A 12,841-nucleotide genomic window follows, 5' to 3' on the forward strand; every position below is an offset into this window, starting at 1 on the left:
TTGACGGGCAGGCCCGGCGCCGGGCGGTCCTGCGATGCCTCGGCCGCCCTGGCGGCCTGCCGCGCCTCCGCTTCCAGCGCGGCCGTCTCCCGGTCGATCACGGCGAGGATCTGCGGCGTGCCGTCCTCGGCGGCCTGCTCGACCGCGACCAGGGCCCGCAGCTCCGCCGACTGCGGCACCAGCTTGGCCATGCGGCGCACGGCCGTCTTGGTGTGCATGTCGTCGAAACGGGTGTGCCAGAACGAGTTCTTCGCGCCGCTCTGCTCGGCCCGCTGGTAGGCCTTGCTGTACTCGTCGCGGGTGGCCTCGGCGTCTTCGCGGGTAACGACGGCGACCGCCGAGCGGGCACCGCCCTCCAGCCATGCGAACGCGTACGCGAACAGCGGCTCCCCCCGGTCCTTCTTCGACGCGAGGGCGTCCGGCTTGTGCGTGAAATCGGCGGGAGGCGGGGCCGTCGGCTCCCAGTTCCAGTCGTCACCCGGGTAGACGAGGCCGGTCACGACGGACTTCACCAGGCCCGACCGGTACATCAGGTCGATGTAGCCGTGATAGGTCGCGATGAAGGTGGCGATCCGGTCGTCCGCGGCGATGACCGCCTGGCGGCCGTCCGGGACCAGGCCGAACCGCGCGCACGTGATGACGGCCTGGAGGACGCTGGCCGGTGTGCAGCCGCGCAGTTTCGGCAGGGTGGGGCGCAGCGCGGCGAAGAACAGATCGGCACTGATGTGCTTCGGCAGTGCGGCCTCGACGTCGGCCCGGTATTGGCCGAGCCAGTCAGCGGCCGACGCCGCCTGGTCGTCGTGACCGGCGCGCGTCTCCTCGACGACGTCCTCGCCACGGTCGTGCCGGATGTCGTCGCTGCTCGGCGTCGATGCCGCCGCAGCCCGCACGCGGTCCTTGAGAGAGGTCAGAGCCATGGGTCACAGCTCCTTCGCGGGAACGCGCAGGACGCGGGCCCGGTACTTCTCGTAGACCAGAGGCTTCTCGACCTTCAGCCGCTCGACGTCGACGACCTCGACCGTGGTCATGTACTCGGCGGCGAGGTCGGGGTCCTCTTCCTGAAACCGCTTCGACGCGAAGTTGCCGTTCTGCTTCCACGACCAGGCGACGCTCTTACCCGACTTGGCGATCGCAGCGCTCTCCGAGATCAGCCGCATCTCGTTCTCGACGGTGTTCCGCTCGCCGTCCAGTTCCTTGATCTGCTCGATCAGGGAGGCGCGCCGCTTGCGCAGCCTGAGCGCCTTGTCGCGGGGCACCTCGACGACCTCGTTCGGCTTCGCTTCCCACAGTCGGCCGAGGAGTTCCTTCGTCGCCTCCAGTCCGTCAGCGGGCGGCGGGAACCCCTCGACCACGTGCCGCTGGTACCAGCGGCCGCACACGTCGATCAGGGTGTCGATCAGCTCGTCGTCGCGCTCGATGCGGTGGAAGAGGAGCTTGTTCCCGCCGACGAGGGCGACGGCCCAGCCGTACGACCAGCCGCCGACGGCCATGTTCCAGTGGACTTGCAGGGCGGGCGCGTCGGGGACGCCTTCCGTCCAGTCGTCGAGCTGGTACTCGCTGCGATTCTTCAGCTCGACGGGGGCCAGGACGACGCCGGACTCCGCGTCGAGGGCGTACCGGTCGACGTTGCAGCGCATCCACGGCCGGTCGACGTTCGCGAGCGTGCCCGGGGTCGGCACGGCCGGGATACCGGACCGCTTCGTGAACATGTACGCGATGAAGTCCTCGATCTCCTGGCCGACTTCGGCGTACTCGCTGAGCGCGGCGCCGCTCGCCACGGCCCGGCCGTGCTTGGCCTCGAAGACGTGGCGGGGGCCGCGGTACTTGTCGAGGCCGAGGAGGGCGGCGACTTCGGAACCGCCGATGCCGCCGCGCCGGACCGCGTCCCACTGCTCGCGGTAGTAGGGGTCGTTGAGGTCGCCAGCGGGCAGCAGCAGCCGCGCGGCGGGTGCTCCGTAGGCGAGGTCGACCGCCGGGTCAGTGGCGGGGGTCCAGGGGTGGGTAGCCTGTTGGGACAACGTTCCATCTCTCTTCGTGGATCGTTCGGGGGATTCGAGGCCGTCGAGCTGTGCTGAGCTCGACGGCTTCGTCGCGTCATGAGGCGCGAGGGGCGGGCGTCAGAGCGCCCGCTGCTCCTGGGGCTGGGGCGGCTCGTCGTCGAGCTGCGTCACGCCGCCGTCCGGCTGCAGGTCCGTGACCTGGCACTGGAGGACTGCGGCCATCGCGCGGAGCTTCTCGGGGGTCGCGTTGCGGCGGCCCGCTTCGATGTCGCACATGAGCTGGATGCTGAATCCGGCCTTCTCCGCCAGGTCTGCCTGTGTCAGTCCGGCGTTCTCTCGTGTGCGTGTCACCGCCTGTGGCGAGTGATGGAAGGGGGCACCTTTGCGGCGCCGCATTCGGCGAATGGTCATGTGCGCACTCTATGCGTAGTACGGCGTAGTGTCCAGACTGCGCGCGCAGTACATGAATTGAGCCACGGCTATGCGCAGTATGCACTTTTTGGACACGTTGCGCGCTCGTGTGGCGCAGTAGCGCGTAGTTGTGCGAACCTGCACCTATGGACGCGCAGAAGAAGCCAGCACCGCCACCAGAGGCCGTGCTGATCAGAGAAGCCCTCAAGCAGGCACGAATGTCCGGCCGCGCGGCCGCCCGAAGGTCCGGCGTCAGCGACGCACGCTGGCGGCAGATCACCACCGGCTACCAGACCGTCAGCGGCCACCACGTGCCCGTCTCCGCTCCACCCGAGACCCTCGCCCGCATGGCCCAGGCCACCCAGGTCACCGCAGACGAACTCCGCAAGGCCGGCCGCAGCGACGCCGCCGACGAACTCGAACGGCTCGCCGCACCCCCACCCTCAGCGTCTGACGCCTCGAGCCAGTACGCCGACGATCCGCACATCAGCGCGATCGCCGCACTCCTCACAACGCTCCCCCCGGAGGCGCAGGACGAGGTGCTGCGCCGCATCAACCGGCCCGGCCTGGTCCACGATCAAGAAACGTCGCGTGAACAGCGCGAGACGGGTTGACTTCTGTCACTTTCTGAATAGGGACTTGCACATTCCGCTACGAAAGGGGTTTCATCACCAGAAAGCAACATGAATGCTCAACTACGGGGTGGCGTATGGTCATTGTCGTTCTGTCAGCTCTACTCGGAGCTGCGATCCTTGCGATCACACAACTCGCATACTGGGTCAGAAAGACGCGATCCGACGTCACGCGACTCCACGCAGAGCTGACGGCGACGAAAATCGCCGCACTGACACAACTGCCCCTCGCCTGGGAGGAACAACCTCCCGAGCCCGCACGCCGCAAACGGCACCTGGCGCTCTACATAGGCGGCGGCGCAGTCGCCATCCTCGCCTCGTTCGGCGACCGCCTGCGCTCCCTCGTGACCCGACGGCGCGCGCAGGCCGTCGCCGTGGCCGCAACGTCCGTCCTCGTCGCAGGCACCGCCGCGGCCTACTACACCGCCAACACCCGCGACGGCGCGGCACCGACCCACTCGGCGCCCGTCCAGTCGATGACGGCCCCCAGTTCTGGTGACATCGACACCCCGACTTCGGAGCCGGGCGCACCCACCGGGCACCACACCGACGCCACGTCGGGCACCCGCGACACGACCAGCGCGGCGATACCAGACAGCGCCGGCGGCGTCCCCGCCTCCCAACTCACGCACCCCGGCCAGACCTTCGTCGCCGACGAACACCACCCGGGCAGCAGCAGCTACGGCACCCCTCAGCCCCCCAGGGCACACACCCCGGACCGGTCGTACCCGTCGGCACCCGCGCCCCCGGCCGACACCGTGCCGCCCGCGCACAGCCCCGCTCCGGCACCGCCGCCGCTGCCGGTGCCACAGCCCGAGCCGGAACCCAGCCCGCCGCCGGCCCCGACGCCGTTTCCCGGCGGCACCACGGCGAGCATCTGCCTTTTCCCCGGCAACTCCAGCCTCGACCTCTGTATCCAGTTGTAGCCGCGCGGACGCTCCTGACGGCCTGTCTCAGAAACGATTCTCCGTGCCTGCCTCGCCGTTAAAGCCCTCACGCCGCACCTGCTCCGGCCGGAGATCGGACGGCGTTTTTCACTTCGGGCGAGCATCGGGCGAGCTAGTGTTCTTGGAGGACGTGAAAAGGCCCCGCAGAAGCGAGGACCTGAAACGTTTCCGCTGCTCGCAGGGTGCCTGCCCGCGTGGCGCCTAGTGCAGCGGGTGGCACTCCAATCCACGACCGACGGATCGTCCATCTGCGGTTCGTCGAGGAGCGCACGCAGGCGGAGATCGGCCGGGAGCTCGGCATCTCGCAGATGCACGTGTCGCGATTGATCAGCCGCATGGTGCAGCGGCTGCGGACCGGGCTGCTGGGGTCCGAGGTCGGCTGAGCCGAGACCTGGCGCGTCTCCCGGGCCCGGCACGGGGCTCGAAAGGACGCGTCCGGATCACACCGGGGTCGCCCGGGGCGGCGAGTGCGCCGTCCCGGGCGAAACTGTGCCGGGTACCCGTCTTTCCCTCATGTATGCATCGTGTGCGTCATCGGGAATTCCTGTGTGGACGACGTGGGGTGAGGCTTTGTTTCCGCCTGCTTCCGTGAGTTAGCCTGCGGCGGATTTCTCTCATCGCACACTGCCGTGAAGTGCGGAAACACAGGCGCGACATGCGGGGTCGTCCACCCGGGCGACCCGGTTCCGAGTCCCCGCCCGGGGGCTCCTGGGGAGCGGAACGAGGGTACGCATGACCAGCAACGCGACCGAGTCGTCGGACACGGTTCCCGGCGACCACGAGCTCCGCCAGCTCCTGGCCGGCCTGACGGCCGTACGGGACGGGGACTTCGGCACCCGGTTGCCCACCGACGGCGACGGTCTGATGGGCGACATCGCCACCGTCTTCAACGGCATGGTCGACCAGCTGTCGGTCTTCACCTCCGAGGTGACCCGCGTCGCCCGCGAGGTCGGCACCGAGGGCACCCTCGGCGGTCAGGCGGAGGTGCCCGGGGTGTCCGGGACCTGGGCCGATCTGACGGACTCCGTGAACGCCATGGCGGGCAACCTCACCACCCAGGTGCGGGACATCGCCCAGGTGGCGACGGCGGTCGCGAAGGGCGATCTCTCCCAGAAGATCGACGTGCCGGCCCGGGGCGAGATCCTGCAGCTGAAGGAGACCGTCAACACGATGGTCGACCAGCTGTCCGCGTTCGCCGACGAGGTCACCCGCGTCGCCCGCGAGGTCGGCACCGAAGGACGCCTCGGCGGCCAGGCGCAGGTGCCCGGCGTCGCCGGGGTGTGGCGGGACCTCACCGACTCGGTCAACTTCATGGCCGGAAACCTCACCAACCAGGTCCGCAACGTCGCCCAGGTGACGACGGCGGTGGCCAAGGGCGACCTCTCCCAGAAGATCACCGTCGACGCCCGCGGCGAGATCCTCGAACTGAAGAACACCATCAACACGATGGTCGACCAGCTCTCCGCCTTCGCCGACGAGGTCACCCGCGTCGCCCGCGAGGTCGGCACCGAAGGACGCCTCGGCGGCCAGGCCGACGTCAAGGGGGTCAAGGGCACCTGGCGGGACCTCACCGACTCGGTCAACTTCATGGCCGGAAACCTCACCAACCAGGTCCGCAACGTCGCCCAGGTGGCGACCGCGGTGGCCAAGGGCGACCTCTCCCAGAAGATCACCGTCGACGCCCGCGGCGAGATCCTCGAACTGAAGAACACCATCAACACGATGGTCGACCAGCTCTCCGCCTTCGCCGACGAGGTCACCCGCGTCGCCCGCGAGGTCGGCACGGCGGGCAACCTGGGCGGGCAGGCCACGGTCCGCGGGGTGTCCGGCACCTGGAAGGACCTCACCGACAACGTCAACGTCATGGCGTCGAACCTGACGGGCCAGGTGCGCTCCATCGCCCAGGTCGCCACCGCCGTGGCCCGCGGCGACCTGTCGCAGAAGATCACCGTCGAGGCCAAGGGCGAGGTAGCGGCCCTCGCGGACGTCATCAACACCATGGTGGACACGCTGTCCGCGTTCGCCGACGAGGTGACGCGCGTCGCCCGCGAGGTCGGCACCGAAGGGCGCCTCGGCGGCCAGGCGCAGGTGCCGAACGTGGCCGGCACCTGGAAGGACCTCACCGACAACGTCAACTCGATGGCCAACAACCTCACCGGCCAGGTCCGCAACATCGCGCTGGTGACCACGGCCGTGGCCCGCGGCGATCTGTCGAAGAAGATCGACGTCGACGCCCGCGGCGAGATCCTCGAGCTCAAGACGACCATCAACACGATGGTCGACCAGCTCTCCGCCTTCGCCGACGAGGTCACCCGCGTCGCCCGCGAGGTCGGCACCGAAGGACGCCTCGGCGGGCAGGCCGAGGTGGAAGGCGTCTCGGGCACCTGGAAGCGCCTCACGGAGAACGTCAACGAGCTGGCCGGGAACCTGACCCGGCAGGTCCGCGCGATCGCCGAGGTCACGAGCGCCGTCGCCGAGGGCGATCTGACCCGGTCCATCACCGTGGTGGCCTCCGGCGAGGTCGCCGACCTCAAGGACAACATCAACTCGATGGTGGAGTCCCTGCGCGAGACCACCCGGGCCAACCAGGAGCAGGACTGGCTCAAGACGAACCTGGCGCGCATCTCGGGCCTGATGCAGGGTCACCGCGACCTGCCCGTGGTCGCCGAGCTGATCATGGACGAGCTGGTGCCGCTGGTGTCCGCCCAGTTCGGCGCCTTCCACCTCGCCGAGGACGGACCCGACGGACCCGAGCTGCGGCTCGTGGGCGCCTACGGCTACCCCGCCGACGACACCCGCCCCACCCGCATCCCCTTCGGCCGCTCGCTGGTGGGCCAGGCCGCCCGCAGCCGCCGCACGATCACCGTGGACGAGCTGCCGCCCGGCTACGTCACCGTCTCCTCGGGGCTCGGCGAGGTCGAGCCCAGCGCCCTGCTTCTGCTGCCCATCGTCTTCGAGGGGCAGGTGCTCGGCGTCATCGAGCTGGCGTCGGTGACCGCCTTCACGCAGACCCACGTGGACTTCCTGGAGCAGCTGCGGGTGACCATCGGCGTCAACGTCAACACCATCGTGGCGAACGCCCGCACCGACGAGCTGCTCGACGAGTCGCAGCGGCTCACCGCCGAACTGCAGGCCCGCTCGGCCGAGTTGCAGTCCCAGCAGGAGGAACTGCAGCACTCCAACGCCGAACTGGAGGAGAAGGCCTCCCTGCTGGTGGCGCAGAACCGCGACATCGAGGCGAAGAACCTGCAGATCGAGCAGGCGCGGCAGGAGCTCGAGGCGCGGGCGCAGCAGCTGTCCCTGGCCTCGAAGTACAAGTCCGAGTTCCTGGCGAACATGAGCCACGAGCTGCGCACCCCGCTCAACAGCCTGCTCATCCTGGCCCAGTTGCTGGCGCAGAACCCCTCGCGCAACCTCACCCCCAAGCAGGTCGAGTACGCGGGCATCATCCACTCGGCCGGCTCGGATCTGCTGCAGCTGATCAACGACATCCTGGACCTCTCGAAGGTCGAGGCGGGCAAGATGGACGTCTCGCCGGAGCGGGTCTCGCTGCGGCAGCTCATCGAGTACGTCGAGGCGACGTTCCGGCCGATGACGTCGCAGAAGAGCCTCGAGTTCACCGTCGACACGGCCGCCGGCGCCCCCGCCGACCTGTTGACCGACGACTCGCGGCTGCGGCAGGTGCTGCGCAACCTGCTGTCCAACGCGGTGAAGTTCACCGAGCAGGGCGGTGTGGAGCTGCGTGTCGAGCCGGCCTCCGACGACGAGGTGCCGAGCGGGGTGGTGCGCGGCGGCACGGTGGTGGCGTTCCGGGTGAAGGACACCGGCATCGGCATTCCGGAGCAGCAGCTGGAGACCATCTTCGGCGCCTTCCAGCAGGCGGACGGCACCACCAGCCGCAAGTACGGCGGCACGGGCCTGGGTCTGTCCATCACCCGGGAGATCGCCCATCTGCTCGGCGGAGCGGTCACGGTCGACAGCACGCCGGGGCGCGGCAGCACGTTCACGCTCTATCTGCCGGTGGCGCGGCGGGACTTCCAGGAGGTCATCGACGGCGGCCGGGCCGTGGAGCGGGTCCTCGGCGAGCCGCCCTCGGCGATCCCGGTCGGCGCTGCGGGCGTGCCGGTGGCGCTCGGTCCCGCCGGGCGGCGTCCGCGTCGGCTGCTGGTGGTGGAGGAGCGGCCCCGCGGTCTGCTGACCCTGGTGGCCGAGTCCGTGGTGGCGGACATGGCGCGCGGCCGGGAGGACGGCACGTCGGCGGCCCCGGTGGACATCGTCACCGCGGTGGGGGCGCACGAGGCGGCGGGCGCGCTGGCGGCGGAGCCCTGCCACTGCGTCGTCCTGGAACTGGGCATGCCCGACGCTGAGGCCTCCCGGTTCCTGGAGGCCCTGCACGACGACTCGGCGCTGACCGGGGTGCCGGTGCTCGTCCACAGCGGGCACCGTGCGGACCTGGCCCAGGAGCGGAGCCTGCAGTCCCGTGCGGCGGGCAAGCCGATGGAGTTCCTGTCGAGTCTGGACGAGCTGCGTGAGCGCATCACCCTGCATCTGTCCGCCGAGCAGCCGGGGGACGTGCTGGCTCTGGTCCGCCCGGACGAGCCGCAGCCCGAGGGGCCGCCGCCGGTGGACGACGCCGTCGTGGGCCGCACCGTGCTGGTCGTCGACGACGACGCGCGCAACCTGTTCGCGCTCAGCGGGATCCTGGAGCTGCACGGCGTCCGGGTGCTGCACGCCGAGAACGGCCGCGAGGGGATCGACACCCTGCGCGACAACCCGGAGATCGCGCTGGTGCTGATGGACGTGATGATGCCGGAGATGGACGGGTACACGGCCACGGCCGAGATCCGCCGCATTCCCGAGTACGCGGATCTGCCGATCGTGGCGGTGACCGCGAAGGCGATGCCGGGAGACCGGGAGAAGAGCCTCGCCTCGGGGGCCAGCGACTACGTCACCAAGCCGGTCGACACCCATGACCTCATGGCCTGCGTCCGACGCTGGCTGACCGTCTGAGGACGTCCCGCCCCGCCCGCGCCCAGGCGTTCGAAGCCGAGGAGTCCGCACACCGTGACCGTTCCCGCCCAGCCGACAGAACCCGGCGACGCCCGGTCCCTGCCCGTACCGGCCGCCGTGCCCGGGGTCCTCGCCCCGCAGGCCGGGGACCGGCCGCCGTCCGGGGAGGACGCGGGCCCGCCGGGGGCGGAAGCGCGGGAGGAGAGCGCCGGGCCCTCGCCGGTGGGCCGGCTCGCCGCGACGGTGGACCGGCTGCGCCGGGAGGTGCGGGCGGCGCAGGCGGAGGCGGACGGGCGGGCCCTGGTCGAACTCGCCAAGGGCATCCTCGTGGAGCGTCTCGGGTGCGGGCCGGCCGAAGCGGCGCAGCAGCTGTCGGATCTCGCCGAGCAGGCCGGGACGACGCCGCTGGAGTTCGCGGTGGACGTCATCAACCAGGCGGCCAGGGACCGGGTGTCCGAGGTGACGCAGGCCTTCCTGGCCGCCGTCACGGGGACGGGGGATCCGCAGGAGCGGTCGGCCGCCGTGCGGCTGCGGGCCGCGGAGAGCGGAGCGCTGGCGGCGGCGCACGACACCCAGGCGGTCGCCGACTCCCTGCTCCAGCACGCGCTGGAGCCGCTGGGCGCGGTGGCGGTGGCGATCTGGGCGGTGGGCTCCGACGGCTCGCTGACGCTGGCGGGCAGTGCGGGGTTCTCCCCCGGCGAGGCCGAGCGCTGGCGCTATGTGCCGCCGGACGTGGCGACCGTGGCCCGGCACGGCCTCGCCGAGGGGTCGACCCAGTGGATCGGGTCGCTCGGCGCGACCGGGCTGCCCACGGTGGGGCGTCAGCTGTACCCGGGCGGAGGGAGGGTCGCGGTGCCCGCCGCGACCGCCGGACGGGTGCACGGGATTCTGGAGATCGCCTGGCCGACGCCGCTGCCCCCGCAGCCGCCGCAGGTGATGCGCCAGGTGGAGGCGCTGGCGGAGCTGTGCGCGCACACGCTGCAGTCGTATGTGCATGTGCGCGGGCCCGGCCGGCAGCCGGTCGTGCTGCCGGACGCCTCGGAGCTGATGGACCTGACGGACGGCCTGCACGATCCGGCCCTGGTCCTGGTGCCGCACGTCGACGCCGGGGGGAAGCTCCTCGACTTCCGGATCCAGCACGTCAACGACCGCTTCCTCGACCCGGCGGGGCGGCCCCGGGCCGTGATCAACGGCGCGCTGCTGCTGGAGGCCTATCCGATGGCCGCCGGAGGCGGTGACCTCTTCCAGCGCATCGAGCGGGTGCACGCCACGGGCGAGCCGTTCCGGGCCCGCCGGATGAGTCTGACCGCGCTGGTGGGCGAGGTGCCGCTGGCGGCCGTCGCGGACCTCAGCATCAGCCGGCACGGCGCGTGCGTGCTGCTGATCTGGCGGATCGAGGACGAGGCGGCGCGACTGGCGAGCCTGTTGCAGAACGCCCAGCGCCTCGGTCGCATCGGCGGTTTCGAGGAGGATCTGCTCACCGGCGAGACCACCTGGAACGGGCAGCTGTTCGCCCTGTACGGGCGGCCCCTGTCGAGCCCTCCGGTGCCGCTGGAGGACCTGTCGGCGCACACGCACCCCGACGACGCGGTGATCGTCGGCCGGCTGCTGCGCACGCTGCTGCACCGCCGTCGTCCCGCCTCCGCCGCCTTCCGGCTGCAGCGGCCGGACGGGGTGACCCGGCACATGCGGATCGTCGCCGAGCCGGTGCTGGACACCGACGGCCGCCTGGTCGCCGTCCGCGGGGCCTACCAGGACATCTCGTCGCAGCACTGGACGGAGGTGGCGCTGGCCGCCACCCGCGACCAGCTGGCGCAGAGCGAGCAGCAGGCGAGCGAGCGCAGCCGGCTGGCGCTGCAGCTGCAGCACGCCATCATGCCGCCCACCCGGGCCCCGCTGGAGGCCCCCGGCCTCCAGGTGGCGGTCCGCTACCGGCCGGCCGAGGAGGAGCACCTGGTGGGGGGCGACTGGTACGACGCCGTCGTGCTGCCCTCGGGCCTGGTGATGCTGTGCGTGGGCGACGTGGCCGGGCACGGCATCGAGGCGGCCACCAGCATGGTGGTGCTGCGCAACGCGCTGCGCGGGCTGGCGGTGACCGGGGCGGGGCCGGGGCAGCTGCTGTCGTGGCTCAACATCGTCGCGCACCATCTGACGGGCTCGATCACGGCCACGGCGGTGTGCGGCCTGTACGACCCGGCCCGGCACACCCTGCGCTGGGCCCGGGCGGGTCATCTGCCGCCGGTGCTGGTGCGGGACGCGCAGGCGGCTCCGCTGCCCCTGCTGAGGGGGATGCTGCTGGGCGCGGTGCCGGAGACGGTGTACGAGGAGGAGGAGGTCCAGCTGGCCGCGGAGGACACCCTGCTGATGTACACCGACGGCCTCATCGAGCGGCGCGACCGGTCCGTGGAGGAGTCGCTGACGCAGCTGCTGGTCCAGGCCCGCACGGTGCCGCCGACCCTGGACCAGCAGCTGGACCGCCTGCTCACCTACAGCAGGTCCGACACGGACGACGACACCTGCATCGTGGGCATCCGGCTGCGGTAGGGCGCCCGCGGCGTGCGGGTGTGCGGGGGCGATGCATGAGGTCGCGGTTCGGGGGTATCCGGCTGTGCGCACCGACAGGCCGGGGATCCGCAGGTGGAAAGGGGCAGGACAGGACGATGGGGAACACTCCCGTGCCGTGCCTGCCCGTCCAGGCCCACCGCCCCGGCGCATCGAAGTCGCCCGCCGGGGTAGACGCCCCCGACCGCCAGCATTCGGAGGAACACGTGTCCATCGCCCAGAACCCCCTGTCCGTCGAGGTCACGCTGCCTCGTGAGGACGTCGCCCTGGTCACGGTCGAGGGCCATCTGGACCTCGACACCGCGACCGAGTTCCAGGCCCATCTGGCCAACCAGCTCCATCACGGGCGACGGCATTTCCTGATCGACCTCTCTGAGGTCCCGTTCATGGACTCGTCCGGGATGAACATCATCCTGCGGGTCTACCAGGAGGCCCGGGATCTGCCGGGCAGCGTCCACGTGATCAATCCGCGGCCGGCCGTGCGCCGTGTGCTGGAGCTGACCGGGGTCAGCATCACGGTGCCCATATCGGAGAAGGCGGACGACGCCCTGGAGCTCATCGACCGTCGGCAGGCGCAGGAGACCCCGCAGGGCTGACGTCCGCGGGCCGCGGCGGGCGACCGGTGGCGTACGGGGAAAAGCGCAGGTGCGGACGACTGCCGTCCGACAGTTGTCATTTGACAACTGTCCGCGGGAGGCAACAGAGTGAGCAGGACAGATGCGGGAGGGATCACCGATGTGCCTGTGGGCGAGCCCGAGCACGCCGGGACACCGTCAGGCGGTACGGGCGTCGGCGGCGTCGGACTGGTGGATCTGCGAGGCCGCGGCCTCGCAGAACGCCTCCAGCCCCCTCAGCAGGGCGCTGCGCTGCACCGCCGGCATCTGCTCCAGCACCCCCTCCAGCGCCGCCTCCCGGCGGGACCTGAGGTCGGCCAGGAAGGCGCGCCCGCGACGGCTGAGGAGCAGTTCCAGCTCCCGGCGGCTGCCGGCGGCGGTCCGGCGTTCGACGAAGCCGACGGCCTGGAGCCGGTCGCAGAGGCGGCTGGTGGACGGCGGCGTGGACCCGAGGGACTCGGCGAGCGTGCGCAGGTTGATGCCCTCGTGGTGCTCCAGGATGAACAGCACGCGCAGCTGGGACGCGGAGACCGGGGCCGTGGAGGCGCGGCCCCACAGGACTTCCAGCAGCTCGGACGCCTGTGAGGTCACACGCGCCACCTGGTCGGGCTGCGGACGCGAGGAGGAGGACATCACGGTGACACTCTCGCAGGGATCGAGGCGAC

Annotated in this window: 9 protein-coding genes and 1 pseudogene; 6 read left to right on the forward strand and 4 right to left on the reverse strand. The window is 71.0% G+C overall.

What is annotated here, in order from left to right:
• The 3 genes from ABT300_RS34835 to ABT300_RS34845 all read right to left on the reverse strand — a co-directional run.
• Positions 1-917: recombinase RecT (locus ABT300_RS34835; RefSeq protein WP_351684507.1), on the reverse strand; the 917-nt coding region annotated here is incomplete at its 3' end.
• Positions 918-920: 3 nt separating this feature from the next.
• Positions 921-2,018, reverse strand: a complete 1,098-nt coding sequence (locus ABT300_RS34840) for a YqaJ viral recombinase family nuclease (RefSeq protein WP_351684509.1) — start codon at positions 2,016-2,018, stop codon at positions 921-923.
• Positions 2,019-2,117: 99 nt separating this feature from the next.
• Positions 2,118-2,351, reverse strand: coding sequence for a helix-turn-helix transcriptional regulator (locus ABT300_RS34845; RefSeq protein WP_351684512.1), 234 nt, complete (start codon positions 2,349-2,351; stop codon positions 2,118-2,120).
• A gap of 206 nt (positions 2,352-2,557) precedes the next feature.
• On the opposite strand from ABT300_RS34845, the gene ABT300_RS34850 reads away from it, so the two are divergent.
• From ABT300_RS34850 to ABT300_RS34875, 6 genes and pseudogenes are all read left to right on the forward strand, one after another.
• Positions 2,558-3,025, forward strand: a complete 468-nt coding sequence (locus tag ABT300_RS34850; RefSeq protein ID WP_351684514.1) for a helix-turn-helix domain-containing protein — start codon at positions 2,558-2,560, stop codon at positions 3,023-3,025.
• Positions 3,026-3,120: 95 nt separating this feature from the next.
• Complete coding sequence (locus ABT300_RS34855) at positions 3,121-3,969, forward strand: hypothetical protein (protein WP_351684517.1); 849 nt, start codon at positions 3,121-3,123, stop codon at positions 3,967-3,969.
• 251 nt (positions 3,970-4,220) lie between these two features.
• Positions 4,221-4,373: pseudogene (locus ABT300_RS34860) on the forward strand (sigma factor-like helix-turn-helix DNA-binding protein); the annotation flags it as partial.
• A 349-nt stretch (positions 4,374-4,722) separates the two neighbouring features.
• Complete coding sequence (locus ABT300_RS34865; protein ID WP_351684519.1) at positions 4,723-9,000, forward strand: HAMP domain-containing protein; 4,278 nt, start codon at positions 4,723-4,725, stop codon at positions 8,998-9,000.
• Positions 9,001-9,054: 54 nt separating this feature from the next.
• Positions 9,055-11,544 (forward strand): SpoIIE family protein phosphatase, encoded by a 2,490-nt coding sequence (locus ABT300_RS34870; protein ID WP_351684521.1) that lies wholly within the window; start codon positions 9,055-9,057, stop codon positions 11,542-11,544.
• Positions 11,545-11,768: 224 nt separating this feature from the next.
• The gene (locus ABT300_RS34875) at positions 11,769-12,158 is read left to right on the forward strand and encodes an STAS domain-containing protein (RefSeq protein ID WP_351684523.1); all 390 of its coding nucleotides are present in this window, start codon (positions 11,769-11,771) and stop codon (positions 12,156-12,158) included.
• Positions 12,159-12,335: 177 nt separating this feature from the next.
• On the opposite strand, the gene ABT300_RS34880 is transcribed toward ABT300_RS34875, so the two are convergent.
• Positions 12,336-12,809, reverse strand: a complete 474-nt coding sequence (locus ABT300_RS34880; RefSeq protein ID WP_351684525.1) for a MarR family winged helix-turn-helix transcriptional regulator — start codon at positions 12,807-12,809, stop codon at positions 12,336-12,338.
• Between the last annotated feature and the right edge of the window lie 32 nt (positions 12,810-12,841).

The organism is Streptomyces sp. NPDC001027, assembly GCF_040299045.1.
In the GTDB taxonomy this organism is placed as follows: Bacteria; Actinomycetota; Actinomycetes; order Streptomycetales; family Streptomycetaceae; genus Streptomyces.

Excerpts from the sequence above, each read along its gene's own strand:
- ABT300_RS34850 (WP_351684514.1), top strand. The coding sequence starts at position 2,558 with ATGGACGCGCAGAAGAAGCCAGCACCGCCACCAGAGGCCGTGCTGATC.
- ABT300_RS34855 (WP_351684517.1), top strand. The coding sequence starts at position 3,121 with ATGGTCATTGTCGTTCTGTCAGCTCTACTCGGAGCTGCGATCCTTGCG.
- ABT300_RS34865 (WP_351684519.1), top strand. The coding sequence starts at position 4,723 with ATGACCAGCAACGCGACCGAGTCGTCGGACACGGTTCCCGGCGACCAC.
- ABT300_RS34880 (WP_351684525.1), bottom strand. The coding sequence starts at position 12,809 with ATGTCCTCCTCCTCGCGTCCGCAGCCCGACCAGGTGGCGCGTGTGACC.